This window comes from Actinoplanes sp. CA-142083, assembly GCF_050942195.1.
GTDB lineage: Bacteria > Actinomycetota > Actinomycetes > Mycobacteriales > Micromonosporaceae > Actinoplanes.
The window spans coordinates 2485908-2503914 of sequence record NZ_CP192076.1; the positions used below are offsets into that span (position 1 = coordinate 2485908).

At 68.9% G+C, this 18007-nt stretch carries 20 protein-coding genes; 14 read left to right on the forward strand and 6 right to left on the reverse strand.

The genetic code is table 11. The features are described from left to right. Window positions 1-71: 71 nt before the first annotated feature. The 3 genes from ACQPZX_RS11780 to ACQPZX_RS11790 all read right to left on the reverse strand — a co-directional run bounded on the left by ACQPZX_RS11780 (window position 72) and on the right by ACQPZX_RS11790 (window position 2568). A complete protein-coding gene (locus tag ACQPZX_RS11780; protein WP_433378493.1) occupies window positions 72-740 on the reverse strand; it encodes a methyltransferase domain-containing protein in 669 nt (222 codons plus the stop codon). A gap of 17 nt (window positions 741-757) precedes the next feature. Next, complete coding sequence (locus ACQPZX_RS11785; protein WP_433378496.1) at window positions 758-1426, reverse strand: hypothetical protein; 669 nt, start codon at window positions 1424-1426, stop codon at window positions 758-760. Between the two features lie 167 nt (window positions 1427-1593). Beyond that, a complete protein-coding gene (locus ACQPZX_RS11790; RefSeq protein ID WP_433378499.1) occupies window positions 1594-2568 on the reverse strand; it encodes a GlxA family transcriptional regulator in 975 nt (324 codons plus the stop codon). Between the two features lie 84 nt (window positions 2569-2652). Between ACQPZX_RS11790 and ACQPZX_RS11795 the strand changes: the two genes are divergently transcribed. Genes ACQPZX_RS11795 through ACQPZX_RS11805 form a run of 3 tightly spaced genes read left to right on the forward strand, consistent with a single transcriptional unit; the run spans window position 2653 to window position 5239 of the window. Beyond that, window positions 2653-3291, forward strand: a complete 639-nt coding sequence (locus ACQPZX_RS11795) for an HD domain-containing protein (protein ID WP_433378501.1) — start codon at window positions 2653-2655, stop codon at window positions 3289-3291. Beyond that, window positions 3291-4268, forward strand: a complete 978-nt coding sequence (locus ACQPZX_RS11800; protein ID WP_433378503.1) for an NADP-dependent oxidoreductase — start codon at window positions 3291-3293, stop codon at window positions 4266-4268. Before ACQPZX_RS11795 ends, ACQPZX_RS11800 begins: the two co-directional genes overlap by 1 nt. Before the next feature lie 26 nt (window positions 4269-4294). Beyond that, complete coding sequence (locus tag ACQPZX_RS11805) at window positions 4295-5239, forward strand: acyltransferase domain-containing protein (protein ID WP_433378505.1); 945 nt, start codon at window positions 4295-4297, stop codon at window positions 5237-5239. 12 nt (window positions 5240-5251) lie between these two features. On the opposite strand, the gene ACQPZX_RS11810 is transcribed toward ACQPZX_RS11805, so the two are convergent. Then, entirely contained in the window at window positions 5252-7033 is a 1782-nt protein-coding gene (locus tag ACQPZX_RS11810; protein ID WP_433378508.1) for a sigma-54-dependent Fis family transcriptional regulator, read from the reverse strand. 104 nt (window positions 7034-7137) lie between these two features. On the opposite strand from ACQPZX_RS11810, the gene ACQPZX_RS11815 reads away from it, so the two are divergent. From ACQPZX_RS11815 to ACQPZX_RS11855, 9 genes are all read left to right on the forward strand, one after another. Then, window positions 7138-7380 (forward strand): hypothetical protein, encoded by a 243-nt coding sequence (locus tag ACQPZX_RS11815; RefSeq protein WP_433378511.1) that lies wholly within the window; start codon window positions 7138-7140, stop codon window positions 7378-7380. 69 nt (window positions 7381-7449) lie between these two features. After that, the gene (locus ACQPZX_RS11820) at window positions 7450-9105 is read left to right on the forward strand and encodes a methane monooxygenase (protein WP_433378513.1); all 1656 of its coding nucleotides are present in this window, start codon (window positions 7450-7452) and stop codon (window positions 9103-9105) included. A gap of 27 nt (window positions 9106-9132) precedes the next feature. After that, window positions 9133-10158: an FAD-binding oxidoreductase gene (locus tag ACQPZX_RS11825; RefSeq protein ID WP_433378515.1), complete on the forward strand. Its 1026-nt coding sequence runs from the start codon at window positions 9133-9135 to the stop codon at window positions 10156-10158. Then, a complete protein-coding gene (locus ACQPZX_RS11830) occupies window positions 10158-11327 on the forward strand; it encodes a toluene hydroxylase (protein ID WP_433378518.1) in 1170 nt (389 codons plus the stop codon). Before ACQPZX_RS11825 ends, ACQPZX_RS11830 begins: the two co-directional genes overlap by 1 nt. Next, window positions 11324-11698 carry a propane 2-monooxygenase effector subunit MimD gene (mimD, locus tag ACQPZX_RS11835; RefSeq protein ID WP_433378521.1) on the forward strand — a complete coding sequence of 125 codons (375 nt, stop codon included), beginning with the start codon at window positions 11324-11326 and terminating at the stop codon, window positions 11696-11698. Before ACQPZX_RS11830 ends, mimD begins: the two co-directional genes overlap by 4 nt. A 5-nt stretch (window positions 11699-11703) precedes the next feature. Next, entirely contained in the window at window positions 11704-12774 is a 1071-nt protein-coding gene (locus tag ACQPZX_RS11840; protein WP_433378523.1) for an amidohydrolase family protein, read from the forward strand. Beyond that, window positions 12771-13472 (forward strand): iron-sulfur cluster assembly protein, encoded by a 702-nt coding sequence (locus ACQPZX_RS11845; RefSeq protein WP_433378526.1) that lies wholly within the window; start codon window positions 12771-12773, stop codon window positions 13470-13472. The genes ACQPZX_RS11840 and ACQPZX_RS11845 overlap by 4 nt, the downstream gene beginning before the upstream one ends. Window positions 13473-13484: 12 nt before the next feature. Continuing rightward, window positions 13485-15179: a chaperonin GroEL gene (groL, locus tag ACQPZX_RS11850; protein ID WP_433378529.1), complete on the forward strand. Its 1695-nt coding sequence runs from the start codon at window positions 13485-13487 to the stop codon at window positions 15177-15179. Beyond that, a complete protein-coding gene (locus ACQPZX_RS11855) occupies window positions 15176-16435 on the forward strand; it encodes an Nramp family divalent metal transporter (RefSeq protein WP_433378532.1) in 1260 nt (419 codons plus the stop codon). Before groL ends, ACQPZX_RS11855 begins: the two co-directional genes overlap by 4 nt. Window positions 16436-16447: 12 nt before the next feature. Here ACQPZX_RS11855 and ACQPZX_RS11860 read toward each other — a convergent pair whose 3' ends face one another. Further along, complete coding sequence (locus tag ACQPZX_RS11860) at window positions 16448-16657, reverse strand: hypothetical protein (RefSeq protein WP_433378535.1); 210 nt, start codon at window positions 16655-16657, stop codon at window positions 16448-16450. 38 nt (window positions 16658-16695) lie between these two features. Next, a complete protein-coding gene (locus ACQPZX_RS11865) occupies window positions 16696-17109 on the reverse strand; it encodes a cupin domain-containing protein (protein WP_433378538.1) in 414 nt (137 codons plus the stop codon). A 97-nt stretch (window positions 17110-17206) separates the two neighbouring features. On the opposite strand from ACQPZX_RS11865, the gene ACQPZX_RS11870 reads away from it, so the two are divergent. Further along, window positions 17207-17695 (forward strand): hypothetical protein, encoded by a 489-nt coding sequence (locus tag ACQPZX_RS11870; RefSeq protein ID WP_433378541.1) that lies wholly within the window; start codon window positions 17207-17209, stop codon window positions 17693-17695. Further along, window positions 17692-18006 (forward strand): hypothetical protein, encoded by a 315-nt coding sequence (locus ACQPZX_RS11875; RefSeq protein ID WP_433378544.1) that lies wholly within the window; start codon window positions 17692-17694, stop codon window positions 18004-18006. Before ACQPZX_RS11870 ends, ACQPZX_RS11875 begins: the two co-directional genes overlap by 4 nt. The last annotated feature ends 1 nt before the right edge of the window (window position 18007 follow it).

The window sequence follows — 18007 nt, forward strand, 5'->3', positions numbered from 1 at the left end:
ACGAGAGCATCGATTGAGCGTCCGTCGATCCCCTGCACAGTCACCCCGACCCGTTCATCGCCGTTTCGTCATCACATCTTGCGTGCCACCGCGTGGATGAAGGCGCTCGGCTCCGAGCACGCGTAGCGACCTTGGAGGTTGAAGGTCGACACATCGGTCCAGCCGTCCAGCAGGTCCTTGACGTAGCCCTCGTCGAAGAAGTGCCGAACGTGGCCTTTACGGCTGAAAATGTGCTCGCCCAGCCGGTCGCCCTTGCCGTAGTACGGGTCGTCGGTCGACTTCACGCTGAAGGCCAGCAGCCCTCCCGGACGCAGCACGCGGGCCACCTCGCCGAAGATCCGCCGGGTGACGTCCTCGTGGAAGTAATGCAGGGCCAGGTGGGAGTACACGCCGTCGAAATGTCCGTCGTCGAAGGGCAGGGCGGCGGCGATGTCGTGGACCCGGAGGTTGTTTTTTATGCGCTTGGGAAAGCGCCACCCAAAAACCCTCCTCCGAGCCTGCCGGATGGCTATCGGCGAGAAGTCGAGGCCCGCGACACGGTGACCCGCTTGTGTCATCGCGCGCAAATCATGGCCCTGGCCGCAGCCGAGATCCAACACGTCGGATCGGTCCGACAGGCCGTCGAGGAACAGCCTGCGCAGCCGGCGATGTACTTCGTCCTCGCCGCTGGCGCCGCGCTCCCGGTGCCAGGTATTCCAGAAGGTCAACTGCTCCGGAAGATCGCTTTGTTTCAGACGCATGAGATGGCGGCAATCTGCTAGGCGGGTTCGGTGAGGGGCATAGGTTGGAATGGCGAGCCCGGAAAACTTTCCTGGGTGGCTCGGACGTTCTCCCAATGTGGAAAGAGCGCATAGTCCCAATCGTCCGGGCAACCGAGCATCCGTGCGATGTGGCGACGGAAGTACTGCGAGATGCCGGCGTCGGGCGAGTATTGGACCAGGCCGCCAGGCTCGCGGTACATCAGATAGCCGTCCGCTCTCTCCGCAGCAGGTACGTTCACGAGGTCAGCCAGCGTTCCGAGAGCCCGGACGGGAAGCCCCAACAGGTTGAACGAGTATGCCCCAGGCACGACGTGGATGTGGGAGTGGGTAATGCAGGCCGATCGCTGCCGTTCTTCCGCGCGGCAGGAGCCATGTTCGAACAGAGTGCACGGGCCATACATTCCTTCGGCGGTCTCCACGACGTGGTCCACGAAGGCCAGAAAGCCTGGCGCCGCGTCGGCGGCGAGCGCTTGCACGGAACTCTCGTGCTGCGCGGGTGAGATCAATATGTAGCCGGGCACGAAAGCGCCGACGGCGCAGACGGCCACGCCTGCCCCGGCCTGCCTTATCAGGGGCCGGTCGTACCATGGCAATTCCTGATCGCCCGCCGCGTACACCTGGCAGAACAGGCAGTCGTAACGTGGGACCTGCGGCACAAGCAGCATGGCTTGCTCGCTCTTCGCTCGCCGATGACGACAACTCACGGTAACAGCGCGGTTGCCGGCCGGGGAACCTCGCTCATATTTGATCAATCTGCGAAACGCGGAATCGCCGAACTTCGACACAAAGATCACCCAATTGGGGCGGCTTGAACTGAGCAATACGGCAGGAGCTAGTCCGACTTGATGCGACGGGTGGTGCCGAATCGGCGCTGGTAGGCGGCGGGGCTCAGGGACAGTTTGCGGGCGAAGACGCGCCGCATGCTCTCGTAGCTGGGGAAGCCGGCGAGGGAGGCCGCCTGGGTGGCGTTGTGTCCCTGGTCGAGCAGGGCGCGGGCCAGGTCGAACCGGATGTTCTCCACGTAGCGGGCCGGCGTCGTGGACAGCTCGTCGTGGAACAGGCGGGTCAGGTGCCGGGTGCTCATGTTGAGGTGTTTCGCCAGCTCGCCGACCGAGTGGTCGGCGCGCGGCGCGGCCGTCACCAGGTCGGTGATCTGGCGGAGCGCCGGGGAGCGGGGCGGCGGGCCCTGCAGCGGCGCCGAGAACTGGGACTGGCCGCCGGCCCGCTGCATGTACACCACCAGCGCGCGGGCGACGTTCCGGGCCACGTCGGGGCCGTGGTCCTCCTCGACCAGGGCCAGCGCCAGATCGATGCCGGCCGTGACCCCGGCCGACGTGTACGTGGCGCCGTCGCGGACGTAGATCGCGTCGGGTTCGACGTGGCAGGTCGGGCAGAGGGTGGCGAGCTTGTGCGCGACCTTCCAGTGCGTCGTCGCGCGTTTGCCGTCGAGGAGCCCGGCGGCGGCCAGGACGAACGCCCCGGTGCAGACCGAGGCGATCCGGCCGGCGACGGCCGCCTCGGTCCGTGCGGCGTCCGCCAGCTCGCCGGGGATCGGGGCGCGCGGATAGAGGTCGGACCCGGCCACCATGAACGTGTCGAAGGACGCCGCCGAGGAGACGGCTCCGTCGGCCGCCATCCGGACCCCGAGATTCGTCGTCACGTCCGCGCCGGTCGGCGACAACAGCACAATCCGGTAGTCGGCACCGAACCTGTTCGCCTCCTTCAACACCTCGGCGGGACCGGCGACGTCCAGCAGCGTCACGCCGTCGTAGACGAGGATCGCGACCCGATGGGGAGCGGCGGTCACGGCGACTCCAGGTGTCCGCATTTAAGGGATTCGTGGCCGGGCCAGGGCGGCGCGGCAGGCCGGTCGGCGAGCAGCATGGTAGCCATGCCAGAGGTCATCGCGGGGTTGGCGATTCCGGGCACAGCGGCGGTCGCCGAGGCGACCAGGCTGATCCGGGACACGACCAGCCCTCTCATCTACCATCACTCCCGCCGTATCTTCTTCTTCGGCCTGCTGCAGGCGGACCGGCTCGGCCTGGAACCGGACCCGGAGCTGCTCTACCTGGCGGCCATCTTCCACGACAGCGGCCTGCTGACCCCATTCTCCGACGCCGAGCAGCGCTTCGAGCTCGACGGCGCCGATCACGCGCGCAAGTTCCTGCTGGAGCGGGGCTTCGCGGCGGCCGCCGCCGAGAAGGTCTGGACGGCGATCGCGCTGCACACCACGCCCAGCATCCCCGGGCGGATGGCGCCGGAGATCGCGGCCACGTACTTCGGTGTCCTGACCGACGTGGTCGGCTTCGGCCTGGACGGGCTCGACCGCGATCGGCTGGACGAGATCGTGGCCGCCCACCCGCGGGGGGACTTCAAGAACGAGTTCCTGCGGGCGTACGTCGATGGGCTCAAGGATCGCCCGGAGACCACGATCGGCACGGTGAACGCCGACGTCCTCGAGCACTTCATCCCGAGCTTCCGCCCGGCGACGACGGTCGAGCGCATCGTCGGCTCGCCCTGGGAGAGCTGATGCGGGCGATCATCGCGCGGGACCGCGACGCGGGCGTCGAAGGCCTCACGCTCACCGACATGCCGTACCCCTACGCGGCGGAGAACGACGTCATCGTACGAGTGCACGCCGCCGCCTTCACCCCGGGCGAGCTCGACTGGCCGGCGACCTGGGCCGACCGCGCGGGCCGCGACCGGACGCCGAGCATCCCCGGGCACGAGCTGTCCGGAACCGTGGTCGAGCTCGGCCCCGGCACCACCGGGCTGACCGTGGGCCAGCGGGTGTTCGGGCTGACCGACTGGGCCCGCAACGGATCCCTGGCCGAGTTCACCGCGGTCGAGGCGCGCAACCTCGCGCCGCTCGCGGCCGACATCGACCACACCGTGGCGGCCGCGCTGCCGATCTCCGGGCTCACCGCGTGGCAGGCGCTGTTCGACCACGCCCACCTCACGACCGGTCAGACCGTCCTCGTCCACGGCGCCGCGGGCGGCGTCGGCTCGATCGCCGTCCAGCTGGCGCGCGAGGCGGGCGCCCGCGTGATCGGCACCGGCCGGGCCGGCGACCGCGAAACCGTCCTCGGACTCGGCGCACTGGACTTCCTCGATCTGGACGCCGACGACCTGCAGCGGGCCGGCGACGTGGATGTGGCGCTCGATGTCGTCGGCGGCCCGATCCTCGAGCGGTCGGCGGCGCTGGTGCGCCCGGGCGGCACCCTGGTCAGCATCGCCATGCCGCCGCCCGTCCCGCCCAAGGACGGCCGAGCCGTCTTCTTCATCGTCGAGCCCGACCGCCTCCGGCTGGCCGACCTCGCCCGGCGGGTCCGGTCCGGGCGGCTCGCGCCGATCGTGGGCGCCGTGCGACCGTTGTCGGAGGCGGCCGCCGCGTTCGCCCGACGCGACCGCCGGCCCGGCAAGACGATCATCCGGGTCGCGGAGGAGGCCGCCACGACCGCCGGCCCGGCAAGACGATCATCCGGGTCGCGGAGGATTGAGACATGATCGCGGCGGCCGGTAGGGTCGCCCGCGTGGATCTGGATGACATCGCCTCCCAGCTCGGGGTGCCCGCCGAGGACGTCAACCGCGTGCACCGGCTCGCCGGCGACGGGCCGTCGGCGCCGCTGCCCGCCAAGGCCGACGCGCCCGCGATCCTCGACCGGCTCGCGGTGCGGCCGGACGACGCCGCCGAGATCATGGCCGGCTGGCCCGACCCGGGCTCGCCGCTGTGGACGCCGGAGCTGCGCTGGCTGCTCGACCGCTCGATCGCGCTGGTGCGTGCCGATCTCGGGGGATACGACTGGCTGTCGCCCGGCCCGGAGCTGCCGCGCGACCGCGGCCCGGCCTGGCGGCACCTGTACGTGTACGCGTACCTGGCCCTGGTCGAGGTCGCCCGGGAATACCACCGTGAGCACGGCATCCCCGACGCCGTGTCCTGGGCGACCCTCGCCGACCTGGGCCGCAACCTGGCGGTCGACCGGCGGATGAACCGGGAGGGCTGGCCGGTCATGCAGAGCTGGCTGACGCTGCACGCGCGCGGCGGCCTCTACGAGCTGGGCCGGCTGCAGCATCACCGCGGCGAGAACGCCATCGGCCTGCACATCCCCGAGTCGGGCCCGCTGAACCCGGAGGCGATCTCGGCGTCGCTCGACGAGGGCCGCGCGTTCTTCCCCCGCCACTTCCCCGACGAGCACTACGCCGCGTTCGCCTGCGGCTCGTGGCTGCTCGACCCGCAGCTGCGCGATTACCTCCCCGAGGACTCCAACATCATCCGGTTCCAGTCGAGGTTCGAGATCGAGCCGTACGAGGAGCCGGAAGGCCTGGACGCCGACGTCGAGGTGCTGCGTTTCGTGTTCCGCAGCCTGACCACCCCGCTCGACCAGCTCCCGCGCGACACGGTGCTCCAGCGCGCTGTCGTCGACCACCTGACGGCCGGCCGCCACTGGCAATGGCGCCGCGGAACCTTCCCGATCTGATCGGGCGCTCCGCTACTTGGTGGGCGCGACGATCCCGTACTCGTGAATCTTGCGGTAGATGGTGGCTCGCGACATGCCCAGGGCCGCCGCTGCCTTGATCTTGCTCCCGTCCCAGTCGATCAGGCTCCGGACGATGGCGTCGCGCTCCATGGCCTCCAGCGGGCTCAGCAGGCGCCGGCTCACCGTGCGGCACTCGGGCGGCAGGTCGCTCGGCTTGATGGCGCCGCTGCGGCGGTGCTGGACGATGTTGCGCAGGACCTGCCACAGCTGCTCGATGTTGCCCGGCCAGCTGGAGCGGCTCAGCATCTGCATCGCCTCGGGCGAGCAGACCAGGCGGCCGTCGGGGACCAGCCGGTTGAGGAAGAACGGAACGAGCGCCTGGACGTCCTCCAGGTGGTAGCGCAGCGGCGGCAGCTCCACCGTGCTCGGGAAGAAGCGCAGCAGGTCGGCCAGCTCGCTGCCGTCGTGGCGCTGGCTCAGGGTCACGGCCACCCACGGGGTCGGCCCGGTGGAGCGGGCGGCCTCGAGCAGGAGCGACAGGGCGCGCAGGGTGGCGCCGCCGATGCGGTCGGCGTGCTGGATGACCAGGGCGCCCTCGCCGGCTTCGAGCTCGGCGCGGACGTCGTCGAGCCAGGTGCGGCCGGGCGCGTTCGCGTCGATCACCGCGAAGTGGGCGCCGGGCTTGTCGTGCTGGTGGATGGCGCGGATGACGGCGAGCTTGCCCACGCCGGCCTCGCCCTCCAGGGCCAGCCAGTCGCCGGCGGCGTAGACCGATTTCACCTGGTGGCAGCCGCGCAGCCAGAGTCCGCCGGAACCGACCAGGCCGGGCAGGAACATCCGGGGTGAGGGCGTGGAGTCCAGGCGTACGCCCGCGGGCCGCTCGGCCAGTTTGACGTGGACGACGCCGCCGCTGAGCCGGCCCTCGCCGCGCACCGGACGGCAGAACATCCGGGCCTTGAGGCCGCTCGGCAGCTCCACCTCGAGCGCCGCGGTCGGGTTGCGGCCGGCCAGCGTCTCGGCCGCCTGCGCCAGCAGCACCGACTGTTCGGCGGGGTCGAGGGCGTGCCGCGCGTTGTCGTTCATCATCACGACGTCGTTGTTCAAGGCAAAGACGATTCCCGCCGTACGACGGCACGTGCGCAGATATTCCTGAAGGAGCTCCAGCTCGCGGATGCCGCTGTCGGCCAGCAACGCCTGCTGGATCTGCCCGGCCGTGGTCTTGGCCAGGGCCAGCAGCAGCGGGTCGGCGTCCTTGCGCCAGCAGGTCAGGTCGACCGCGCCCACCGTCTTGCCGGAGATGGGGTGGTGGATCGGCACGCCGGCGCAGGCGAGGTCCTCCAAGTGCTCGGCGTAGTGCTCGTGGCCGAACACGTGCATGGGCCGGCCGCCCTCCAGCGCCGTGCCGATCCCGTTGGTGCCGACGTACTCCTCGGCGTAGCTGAAGCCGGGCGCCAGGTTGACCCGGTCGAGGTGCGTGTCGAGGTCGCGGCCGGCGTCCAGCCGGGTCAGGACGAGCCCGGCGGGGTCGGTCAGGATGATGCTGATCGGCTGGTGGTCCAGGTTTTCCCGCAGATGCCGCAAAACGGGGAGGGCACTCCGGGTGAGTGGGGTGTCGAGGTCGGGGTCGCGCTGGTAGGTCAGGTCGATCCGGTCGGCGGCCACGTTCCAGTGGCGGGATCGCCACCACGAGGCCAGGATCGCGTCCCGGACCTGGTTGGGCTCGATCTCTTCGGCGGTGAGGAATTGTTCACGGGTCTTCGCGAGCCGTGCGCTGTCGGAGGATGAAGGTGGCATCGGCGCCCCCTGTTACAGGCTGGTTACACGTTACGCGCGGCGCCAGATGCTCTCGTCTCATGTTGAGACCCCTGTTTCGCGTATCGCGCGATGGACTCGGAGCCATGGAGACGGCATCCGAGTCGTTCAATCCGTGGACCGTGGTCAACGTCGTGTTCCATCACCTGGCGGCCCAGGGGCTGCACCCGACGCTGGGCGGCGCCGATCCGGGCGCGCCCGCGGCCGAGCTGTTGCGCGCGCTCGGCATCGAGCCCGCCGCCGAGGGCGATCGCCAGGTCGGGGAGAACCAGAAGCGGCACCTCGCCGAGATCCGCGCGGCGGTCTTCGGCGACGACGACTCAATGTGAGACGCCAACCACACCAAAGCTGATGTCTTATCCCGCTGAAGGACGCCGCCAAGGATGAGGAGTTGACTCATGAGTCGGCAGAGCGTGGCCCGGGCTCATCAGAAGATCCAGGAGCTGTCCTGGGAACCGATGTACCACCAGCCCGTGTCGCATTACGGAACGGACTACACGTTCCGCAAGGCGCAGAAGAAGGATCCCCTCAAGCAGGTGCTGCGGTCGTACTTCCCGATGCAGGAGGAGAAGGACCACCGGGTGTACGGCGCGTCGGACGGCGCGATCCGCGGCAACATGTTCCGCCAGGTGCAGGAGCGCTGGCTCGAGTGGCAGAAGCTGTTCCTGTCGATCATCCCGCTGCCGGAGATCTCGGCGGCCCGGGCGATGCCGCTGCTGTTCCGCAACGTGCCGAACCCCGAGCTGCACAACGGGCAGGCGATCCAGATGATCGACGAGGTACGGCACTCGACGATCCAGCAGAACCTGAAGCGCCTGTACATGAACAACTACATCGACCCGGCCGGCTTCAACTCGAGCCTGCGCAACTTCCAGAACGACTACTGCGGCACGATCGGCCGGCAGTTCGCCGAGGGGTTCATCACCGGCGACGCGATCACCGCGGCCAGCATCTACCTGACCATCGTGGCCGAGACGGCCTTCACCAACACGCTGTTCGTCGCGATGCCGGCCGAGGCCGCCGCGAACGGCGACTACCTGCTGCCCACCGTCTTCCACTCGGTGCAGTCGGACGAGTCGCGGCACATCTCCAACGGGTACGCGACGCTGCTCATGGCGCTCGCCGACGAGGGCAACCACCAGCTGCTCGAGCGCGACCTGCGCTACGCCTGGTGGAACAACCACCGCGTGGTGGACGCCGCGATCGGCACGTTCATCGAGTACGGCACGAAGGACCGCCGCAAGGACCGCGAATCGTACGCGGAGATGTGGCGCCGCTGGATCTACGACGACTACTACCGCAGCTACCTGGTGCCGTTGGAGAAGTACGGCCTGGTCATCCCGCACGACCTGATCGAGGAGGCCTGGAACCAGATCTGGAACAAGGGCTACGTGCACGAGGTGGCCCAGTTCTTCGCGACCGGCTGGCTGGCCAACTACTGGCGGATCGACCCGATGACCGACAAGGACTTCGAGTGGTTCGAGTACAAGTACCCGGGCTGGTACGACCGCTATGGCAAGTGGTGGGAGCAGTACAACCGGCTGTCCACGCCGAACGGCCACCACCCGATCGTCGCCGAGGACGTCGACTACCAGTACCCGCACCGCTGCTGGGTCTGCATGGTCCCGTGCCTGGTCCGTGAGGACATGGTGATGGCCGAGGTCGACGGCCAGTGGCGCACGTACTGCCACGAGGCGTGCCGGTGGACCGACGTCGAGGCGTTCCGCCCGACCTTCCAGGGCCGCAACACCCCGAACATGGGCCAGCTGATCGGCGCCCGCGAGTGGGAGACGTTGTACCACGGCTGGAACTGGGCCGACGTGGTCTCCGACATGGGCTTCGTCCGCGACGACGGCAAGACCATGGTCGCGCAGCCGCACCTGAACCTGGACGACCCGCGGAAGATGTGGACGCTCGACCACCTGCGCCGGATGGGCCCGCTGCAGAGCCCGAACGTGCTGCTCAACCAGATGACCGACGAGGAGCGCGCGAAGTTCCACGCCTCCTACATCAAGGGCGGCCCGGCGGGTCGCTTCGCCCGCGAAGACAGCTGATCACCGGCTATGGGCGACAAGCACCGGGTGAGGTTCGAGCCGGTCGGCATCGAGATCGAGGTCGACGAGGAGCAGACCGTGCTGCGCTCCGCGTCCGAGCAGGGGCTGATGCTCATGCACGGGTGCAAGGAGGGCCAGTGCGCGGCCTGCAAGTCGTTCGTCCTCGACGGTGACGACATCGAGCTCGACCGCTACTCCACGTTCGCGCTGCCCGACTACGAGAAAGAGGAGGGTTTCACGCTTCTGTGCCGGGCGCACGTGTACGAGGACGTGACGATCGAGCTGCTCAACTTCGACGAGGAGATGATCCGCTCGGGGCTGCCCATCGTGAGCGCGGTGGCGGAGGTCGTTGCCATCGATACGGTCACGCACGACCTCCGCCATCTCGTGCTCAAGCTGATCGAGCCGGCCGAGGTGACCTTCTTCCCGGGCCAGTACATGGACATCAAGGTGCCCGGGACCGAGATCACCCGTTCCTTCTCGATGGCCAACACCTCCAGCAAGGAGGACGGTCGGCTCGAGTTCATCATCAAGGTCTATCCGGACGGGGTGTTCTCGTCCTTCCTCGACACCAAGCTGAAGGTCGGCGACCGGCTCGACCTGACCGGCCCGTTCGGGGTGTTCACGCTGCGCGACGCCCCCGACCGCGATCTCATCTTCGTCGGGGGCGGCGCCGGGCTGGCGCCGATCCTGGCGCTGCTGCGGTCGATGGCCGAGCGCGGGATCGAGCGCAAAGCCGTTTTCTACTACGGCGCCCGTACGGCGAAAGATCTCTGCTTCGTCGCCGAGATCGAAGCCCTTCGCGAAAGGTTGCCGGGCTTCCGGTTCGTGCCCGCCCTGTCCGAGCCGGCCGAGGGCGAGGACTGGGACGGCGAGGTCGGCTTCATCACCGATGTGCTCAAGCGCTACGAGGTCGATCTCAAGAGCGCACACGCCTACCTCTGCGGGCCGCCCCCGATGGTCGAGGCGGCCATGCCGCTGCTGGCCTCGCTCGGCGCCCCCGAGAAACACATCTACTACGACAAGTTCACGACGACAGGTGGGGAGGACTGATGACGACCGCGACGGAACGTAGCGTTCCCAAGCCCGTCTTCACCGACGCCGAGGCCGGCGCCAAGGAGTTCCCGGACTCGGGCGCGCGCCGGTTCAACTACTTCGTCCCGCAGAAGCGCAAGCAGACCCACTACGAGGACGTCACGGTCGAGGTCCAGCCGGATCCGCGGCACTACCTCGCCCAGGGCTGGCTCTACGGATTCTCCAACGGCAAGGGCGGCTACCCGCTGGAGTGGACCGCTCTGAAGGCGTGGGGCAGCGACCGCCCCGAGCCGGAGCGCGGGCCCGGATCGGGCGGCCGCGGCTACGAGTGGCCGGCGCACGGCTGGCACGAGTTCCGCGACCCCAACGAGGAGTGGGAGCTGTCGCTGTACCGCTACAACGCGAACGTGGTGCGGCAGGTCAACGCGAACGTCGACGCGGCCAAGCAGGCCAAGGCGTTCGAGCAGTGGAGCCCGAACTGGGTGCGGTTCGTCGCGCAGCACGTCGGCGCGTGGATGCACGTCGACCACGGGCTCGGCCTCTACCTGTTCGCCAACGCGAACCGGCGCGGGCCGACCAACATGCACAACACCGCGATCGCCGTGAACAGCATGCACCTGATCCGGGCCGCCCAGGACCTGGCGCTGTACCAGCTCACGCTCAGCGAGGAGATCCCCGGCTTCGAGGGGAGCGCGCACCTGGACACTTGGAACTCCGACCCGTCCTGGCAGGGCGTGCGCGAGGTGGCCGAGCGGCTGACCGCGATCGACGACTGGGGCGAGGCGATCTTCGCCGCCAACGTCGTCTTCCAGCCGCTGATCGGCGAGCTGTTCCGCAGCCAGCTGGTGATGCAGGCGGCGCCGCGCAACGGCGACTTCGTCACCCCGACGATCGTCGGCGCGGAGGAGTTCGACTTCTCCGAGCGCGACCTGCGCTACACGCTGGCGATCTTCGATCTGCTGACCAACGACCGCGAGTTCGCCGAGCACAACAACCGGACCCTGAACGGCTGGCTGGCCAACTGGGTCGGGCTGACGATTCCCGCGGCCCGGGCGATGCAGCCGCTGTGGTCGCAGCCGGACAGCAAGCCGATCCGCTTCGAGGACGCGCTCGACCGGGTCAAGAGCCGGTTCGCCGGCATCGTCGAGGACCTGGGCCTGGAACTCCCCAAGGAGCTGGAGCGATGACTCAGTTCAAAATCGCCGAGAGCCCGTTCAAATCGGACAACACGGCTTCCAACATGTGTGGCTTCACGCTGATGAACAACCAGGTCGGCGTGGTGGTGGCCGAGGTCATGGGCGGCCAGCCGAACGTACGGGTGACGCCGCTGCCCTCGATGATCCGGGTCGACGCGACCGGCCGGATGGACGTCGTCTACGACGAGGTCTCCGAGGCGCTCGGCGAGGAGGCCGGGTACTTCGACGCCGCCCAGTTCGAGGAGAACATGTCGACCCACTACGGCCGCATGATCCACGAGGACGATCGCACGATCATGTTCGCCAACCCTGAGGACGCGGCGGACTACATCGGCTTCGACCTGCAACCCGATAGGAGGTAGCAGCCTTGTACGAGAAGGATGGCGAGAAGTACTTCGTGGTCGACAGCCATATGCACTACTGGAACGCGGCGCCGTCCAACTGGGTGCCGGGGGCCGAGCAGTACGCCAAGGGCTGGATCGAGTGCTTCCACGCGTACCAGGGCCTCGCGCCGAAGGAGACGCACTGGCCGATCGAGAAGTTCATGGCCTACACCGAGGACGACCTCATGAAGGACGTCTTCACCGACGGGTACGTGGACGTCGCGATCTTCCAGCCGACGTACCTGACCGAGTGGTACAAGGAGGGCTTCAACACCACCGAGCGCAACGCGGCGCTCGGCGCCAAGCACCCCGGCAAGTTCATCCCGAACACCCGGTGGGACCCGCGCGACGGCGACGACGGGCTCAAGAAGCTCGCCGAGAACGTCGACCGCTTCGGCAGCATCGGCGTGAAGCTCTACACGGCCGAGTGGAACAACGGCTCGCGCGGATGGACGCTCAAGGACCCGGCCGCGTACCGGTACCTGGAGAAGTGCCAGGAGCTCGGCATCAAGAACATCCACGTGCACAAGGGCCCGACGATCTGGCCGCTGGACAAGGACGCGTTCGACGTCTCCGACGTGGACCACGCCGCGACCGACTTCCCGCAGCTCAACTTCATCGTCGAGCACGTGGGCCTGCCCCGGATCGAGGACTTCTGCTTCATGGCGACGCAGGAGCCCAACGTGTACGCGGGGCTGTCCGTCGTGATCGGCGGGCTCATGCACGCTCGTCCCCGGTTCTTTGCGAAGGTCATGGGCGAGCTGCTCTTCTGGGTCGGCGAGGACAAGATGACCTTCGGGAGCGACTACGGCATCTGGGAGCCGAAGTGGCAGATCGAGGGCTTCGTCGACTGGGACTACCCCAGCGACGAGTTCTCCGACTACCCGAGGGTGACCACGGCGACCAAGAAGAAGATCCTCGGCCTCAACGCCGCGAAGCTCTACGGCATCGAGGTACCGCAGGAGTATCAGCTCGGCGCGGGCGAGGGGGCTCCGGCGGCTCGGGACGACGCGGTCGGCGTCAGTTCCGAGTCGCCGGCGGCTTCGCCGGCATGACCAGCGCCATGATGGGGTCGCGCATCCTCGCCGCTCTGGCGGAGGTGCGCGACCCCGAGCTGGACGAGCCGATCACCACGCTCGGCTTCGTCGCTTCCGCCTCGGTGTCCGACGAGGGCGCGGCCGAGGTGCATCTGAGGTTGCCGACCTACTTCTGTGCACCGAACTTCGCCTATCTGATGGTGGCCGACGCCTACGACTCGGTGTCCGCCCTCGACGACGTTTGCCGGACCACCGTGATCCTCGACGATCACTTCGCGTCGGACGCGATCAACGACGGCGTCGCGGCCCGGGCCGGGTTCGTGCGGTCGTTCGAAGGGGAGGCGGTCGACGAGCTCGACAGCCTGCGCGCCGATTTTCTCCGCAAGGCGGTCATGGCCGGCACCGACCAGGTCTGCCGGACCTTGAATCTCCCGCCGGTGGAACTGGCGGGGCTTCGCCTGGGAAATTTGTCGGAATCTGCGGCGCTGGACCGGCTCCGACGCCGGCGTCGCGAGCTTGGGCTGCCGGCCGGCGACGACGCCCACCTGCTGATCGATCCGGCCACCGGCGCCCCGATCGGCGCCTCCGACGTGCCGCTGCATCTGCGCAAGGCCCGCCTCACCCGGACCAGCCTCGACGCGAACACCGGCATCTGCCGCGGCATGCTGCGGCACCGCTACAACACCGACGGCCAGGGCGAAGTAGCCCTTCCCTAAGGAGATCCCGCGATGGCCAAGGAACTTCGATTCGGCGCGGACGCGCGCACCCTGCTACTCACCGGAGTCGACAAGCTGGCCGAGGCGGTCAAGTCGACGCTGGGCCCGAAAGGCCGCAACGTCATCATCGAGAAGATCACCGGTTCGCCCGTGGTCACCAACGACGGCGTGACCATCGCGCGGGAGATCCACCTCAAGAACCAGTTCGAGAACATGGGCGCGCAGCTGGTCAAGGAAGCGGCGATCAAGACCAACGACATCGTCGGGGACGGCACCACCACCGCGACGGTGCTCGCGCAGGCGATCATCCGCGAGGGCATGTCGGCGATCGGGAGCGGTGCCAATCCCGTACGGGTGAAGCGTGGTGTTGATCTTGCAGTTGACCGTCTGGTCGAGCGGTTGCGTGCCGTGGCCCGCACGGTGAGCAGCGAAGAGGAACTGGCGCGGGTGGCGGGCATCTCGGCCAACGACGACGACTACGTCGGATCGGTGATCGCGAAGGCGCTGCACACGGTCGGCGACGGCGGCATCGTGACCGTCGAGGAGTCGCAGCGGCACGGGATGAGCGTCGACTTCGTCGAGGGCTTCGAGTTCGACAACGGCTACCTGTCGCCCTACATGGTCACCGACCCGGGACGGCTCGAAGCGATCGTCGACGACCCCTACATCCTGCTGTGCAGCGAGAAGATCACCAAGGTGCAGCAGCTCATGCCCCTGCTCGACAAGATCATGCGGGCGCCGCGGCCACTGATCATCATCGCCGAGAACGTCGAGGGCACCGCCCTGTCGATGCTCACCCACAACCACGTCAACGGCATCTTCCAGTGCGTGGCCGTCCGCGCGCCCGGCTTCGGCGACCGGCGGCTGCACAAGCTCGAGGACATCGCCGCGATCACCGGCGGCGCCGTCTACAGCCGGCACTCCGGCTTCACCCTCGAGACGATGACGCTCGATCAGCTCGGCCGGGCCGACCAGGTACGGGTCGAGTCCGAGCGCACCGCGATCGTGGGCGGCGGAGGCTCGCCCGACGACATCGAGTTCCGGGTCACCCAGCTGCGGGCCGAGCTGGCCCGCGCGACGTTCGGCGCGGACGAGGACGTCCTGACCGAGCGGATCGGCGCCCTGACCGGGAAGGTCGCGGTGATCCACGTCGGCGCCCCGACGCCGGCCGAGCTCAAGGAATTGCAGCACCGGGTCGAGGACGCGCTCTCGGCCACCCGCGCGGCGATGGCCGAGGGGATCGTGGCCGGCGGCGGCGCGGCCCTGCTGCACGCCGCCGACGCGCTCGACAACCTGGAGATCAAGGACGAGGACTACGCGGCCGGCGTCGACATCGTGCGGCGTGCGCTGCCGGAGCCCGCGTTCCTGATCGCCACCAACGCCGGCTTCTCCGGCCAGGAAGTCGTCACCCGGGTCGGCCAGCTCGGCCCGGACGAGGGCTTCGACGCGCTGCAGGGCCGGTACGGCAACATGATCGAGATGGGCATCGTGGACCCGCTGCGGGTCGCCCGCTCGGCGCTCCAGAACGGCGCTTCGGTAGCCGGTCTGCTGCTCACCACCAACACCCTCGTGGCTGAGGAGCAGACTCCGTGGGGCGGCAGCCCCGCGTTGATGACCGAGATCGGCGAGCTCGACGAGGGCCTCCGCCAGCCTTCGCCCGACTCGAGCACGCCGCAGTCGCTCGGCCTCGGCCCGTCCGTCGGATGAGCGCCGTAGTAGCCCCCGAGTCCGTCTTTCAGGAGATCCGGGCTCGGGGGCGGCTGCGGGGCACGGTCGCCCTGCTGGGCCCGGCTTTCGTCGCCGCGGTCGCCTACATCGACCCGGGCAACTTCGCCACCAACTTCACCGCGGGCGCCCGCTTCGGCTACACCCTGGTCTGGGTCATCGTCGTCGCGAACCTCACCGCGATGCTGGTGCAGTACCTCTCCGCGAAGGCCGGCGTCGCGACCGGCCGCGACCTGCCCGAGCTGTGCCGCGAGCACCTGCCCCGCCCGGTGTCGCGCGGCCTCTGGGTCCAAGCCGAGATCATCGCGATGGCCACTGACCTGGCCGAGTTCCTGGGCGCGGCGGTCGGCCTCTACCTGCTGTTCGGCGTGCCGTTGTTTCCCGCGGGCCTGATCACGGCGGTCGTCGCGTTCGGCATCCTGGCCCTCGAACAACGCGGCTACCGCCGCTTCGAACTGGCGATCGCCGGGCTCCTCGGCATTGTCCTGCTCGGTTTCCTGTACGACTTGATCGTGGTCGGCGCCGATCCGGCCGGAGTCGCGTCGGGCTTCGTGCCGCGGCTCGCCGGCAGCGACAGCCTGCTGCTGGTGTGCGGCATCATCGGCGCGACGGTGATGCCCCACGTGGTGTACCTGCATTCCGCTCTGACCAAGTCGCGGGTGGCCTGCCGGGACGACGGCGAACGGCGCGAGTTGCTGCGCTTCCAGCGGCTCGACGTGATGATCGGGCTCGGCGCGGCCGGTCTGATCAACCTGTCGATGCTGGTGGTGGCAGCGTCGCTGTTCCATGGGTCGGGGGTGTCTCTGGAGGGCGATACCATCCAGGCCGCCCACGACGGGCTCGGCCGGCTGGTCGGGGGCGGGGCGGCGCTGGCGTTCGCGGTGGCGCTGCTGGCATCCGGCCTGTCGTCGTCCTCGGTCGGGACGTACGCCGGTCAGATCGTCATGCAGGGCTTCATCCGGCGGCGGATCCCGCTGTTCGTCCGCCGGGCCGTGACGATGGCGCCGGCGCTGACCGTGCTGGCGCTGGGCCTGCCGCCCACCGACAGCCTGGTGATCTCGCAGGTGGTGCTGTCGTTCGGGATTCCGTTCGCACTGGTGCCGCTGCTGCTGGTGACCCGGCGGCGGGACATCATGGGCAGCTTCGTCAACCATCGTGTGACGACGTTCGTGGCGGGCACGGTGGCCGTGCTGATCATCGGGCTGAACGCATATTTGATATTTGATTTGTTCGTTTAGCCGCTGATTCGTTTAGCTGATGACGAGCCACGCGAGGCCGGCGGCGCCGAGGACAGCGCTGCCGGCCATGAACGTCGAGTTGTGCGCGGTCCAGAACCGGATCCGGCCGCGCACATAGGCGGGCACGTCGTCGGGCTGCACTACCTTGAGCGCGACGACGTTGAACCCGGCGAGCACCAGCCCGAGCGCGCCGAAGAGGGCGAACATCTCGGCCACATCCATGCTGCTTATGACATCCCGCGGCACCGTCGCCGCTCGTCTCATTCTGAGACGGGCGCCCGCAGATGCCGTCGCGCGGCCAGCTCCTCAGCGCCGACCACGGTCAGGATCGGCGTCCCCGGAGGCGCGAACATGGTCACCACCAGCTGCGACTGTGCATCCGGAAGGTTGTTGGCGCCCTGGTAGTGGATAACGTCGCCGCCCGGCTCGAACAGGGCGTCGCCGGCCTTGAGCACCCGGGGCGCCTGCCCCTCCAGCTCGAAGAGGATCTCGCCCTCGGTCACATAGCCGAAGACCGGCCCCGGGTGCCGGTGCGGCGGCGCGCCCGGGTCGCCCGGCGCCAGCGTGACGCGGATGGTCCGGGCCTCGGCGCCGGCGGGGATCCGGTCGGTTGCTCCCGGCAGGGTCGCGACCAGCTCGACGCCTGGGGGCAGAGATGTCTGCTCAACAGTCATGTACGTAGAGACAGGACGGTCGCCCCGTTTGTGACAGCTAGGTGGACGGGCGTCGATACGGTCGGGGTTCAGTCGACGCGCTCACGGGGAGGTGGCGATGACCGGCCCGATCGATTCGTCCGGCCTGACCGGCATGTTGGGCGAGGTGGTGGCCGCGCTCAGCGGCCCCTCGGTTTCTGGCGGTGCGGTTTCTGGCGGTGCGGTTTCTGGCGGTGCGGTTTCTGGCGGTGCGGTTTCTGGCGGTGCGGCTTCCGGCGGCGCGTTTCCCGACGGCGTGGGAGAGGGCGAGGGCGCCGAGGGGCGGATCCGGGTGCGGGCGGTGATGCCCGGGCGGATCGAAGGGCTGGAGCTGGATCCGCAGCTGATGCGGTGGCCGCACGAGGAGCTGGCGCGAGAGATCGAGTCGGCCGTCAACGGCGCGCTCGCGAGCCTTCAGAGCCAAGCCGCCACGGGTGCGGCCGGCCTCGACGGGTTGACCGAGCAGCTGAAGGAGATCCAGCTCAGCGCGGAGCGGCGGTTCACGGCACTCACCGCCTCCCTGGTCGAGGCACAGGAGCAGCTCGTGCGACGGGCCGAAGGCCGATGACGGGATTCGAGGTCGATCCGTCGCGGCTCTCGTCGTCGGGGTCGGCCCTGCGAGGCGTCTCCGAGCGGCTGGCCGCGGAGCTGGCGGCGTTCCGGTCGGAACTGGCCGGTTACGGCGCGCCCTGGGGGAGCGACGACATCGGCTCGCTGATCGGCGCCGCGCATGACGAGGTGTCGTCGTACGCGTTCGAGTGCTATCAGGACGCCCTGGACGAGATCGCGGCGGCGGGGGCCGACGTGGTGGAGATCGGCCTCCGATACGCGGAGGTGGACGACGCCGTCGGCCGCAGGTTCGGCGAGTTGGGGGGCTGAG

What these genes read in the sequence shown, in the direction of transcription:
- ACQPZX_RS11785 (WP_433378496.1), bottom strand. Translation starts at nt 1,426, where the DNA reads ATGCTGCTTGTGCCGCAGGTCCCACGTTACGACTGCCTGTTCTGCCAG.
- groL (WP_433378529.1), top strand. Translation starts at nt 13,485, where the DNA reads ATGGCCAAGGAACTTCGATTCGGCGCGGACGCGCGCACCCTGCTACTC.
- ACQPZX_RS11795 (WP_433378501.1), top strand. Translation starts at nt 2,653, where the DNA reads ATGCCAGAGGTCATCGCGGGGTTGGCGATTCCGGGCACAGCGGCGGTC.
- ACQPZX_RS11875 (WP_433378544.1), top strand. Translation starts at nt 17,692, where the DNA reads ATGACGGGATTCGAGGTCGATCCGTCGCGGCTCTCGTCGTCGGGGTCG.
- ACQPZX_RS11870 (WP_433378541.1), top strand. Translation starts at nt 17,207, where the DNA reads ATGACCGGCCCGATCGATTCGTCCGGCCTGACCGGCATGTTGGGCGAG.
- ACQPZX_RS11830 (WP_433378518.1), top strand. Translation starts at nt 10,158, where the DNA reads ATGACGACCGCGACGGAACGTAGCGTTCCCAAGCCCGTCTTCACCGAC.
- ACQPZX_RS11780 (WP_433378493.1), bottom strand. Translation starts at nt 740, where the DNA reads ATGCGTCTGAAACAAAGCGATCTTCCGGAGCAGTTGACCTTCTGGAAT.
- ACQPZX_RS11800 (WP_433378503.1), top strand. Translation starts at nt 3,291, where the DNA reads ATGCGGGCGATCATCGCGCGGGACCGCGACGCGGGCGTCGAAGGCCTC.
- ACQPZX_RS11820 (WP_433378513.1), top strand. Translation starts at nt 7,450, where the DNA reads ATGAGTCGGCAGAGCGTGGCCCGGGCTCATCAGAAGATCCAGGAGCTG.
- ACQPZX_RS11865 (WP_433378538.1), bottom strand. Translation starts at nt 17,109, where the DNA reads ATGACTGTTGAGCAGACATCTCTGCCCCCAGGCGTCGAGCTGGTCGCG.
- ACQPZX_RS11810 (WP_433378508.1), bottom strand. Translation starts at nt 7,033, where the DNA reads ATGCCACCTTCATCCTCCGACAGCGCACGGCTCGCGAAGACCCGTGAA.
- ACQPZX_RS11845 (WP_433378526.1), top strand. Translation starts at nt 12,771, where the DNA reads ATGACCAGCGCCATGATGGGGTCGCGCATCCTCGCCGCTCTGGCGGAG.
- ACQPZX_RS11860 (WP_433378535.1), bottom strand. Translation starts at nt 16,657, where the DNA reads ATGGATGTGGCCGAGATGTTCGCCCTCTTCGGCGCGCTCGGGCTGGTG.
- mimD (WP_433378521.1), top strand. Translation starts at nt 11,324, where the DNA reads ATGACTCAGTTCAAAATCGCCGAGAGCCCGTTCAAATCGGACAACACG.
- ACQPZX_RS11855 (WP_433378532.1), top strand. Translation starts at nt 15,176, where the DNA reads ATGAGCGCCGTAGTAGCCCCCGAGTCCGTCTTTCAGGAGATCCGGGCT.
- ACQPZX_RS11815 (WP_433378511.1), top strand. Translation starts at nt 7,138, where the DNA reads ATGGAGACGGCATCCGAGTCGTTCAATCCGTGGACCGTGGTCAACGTC.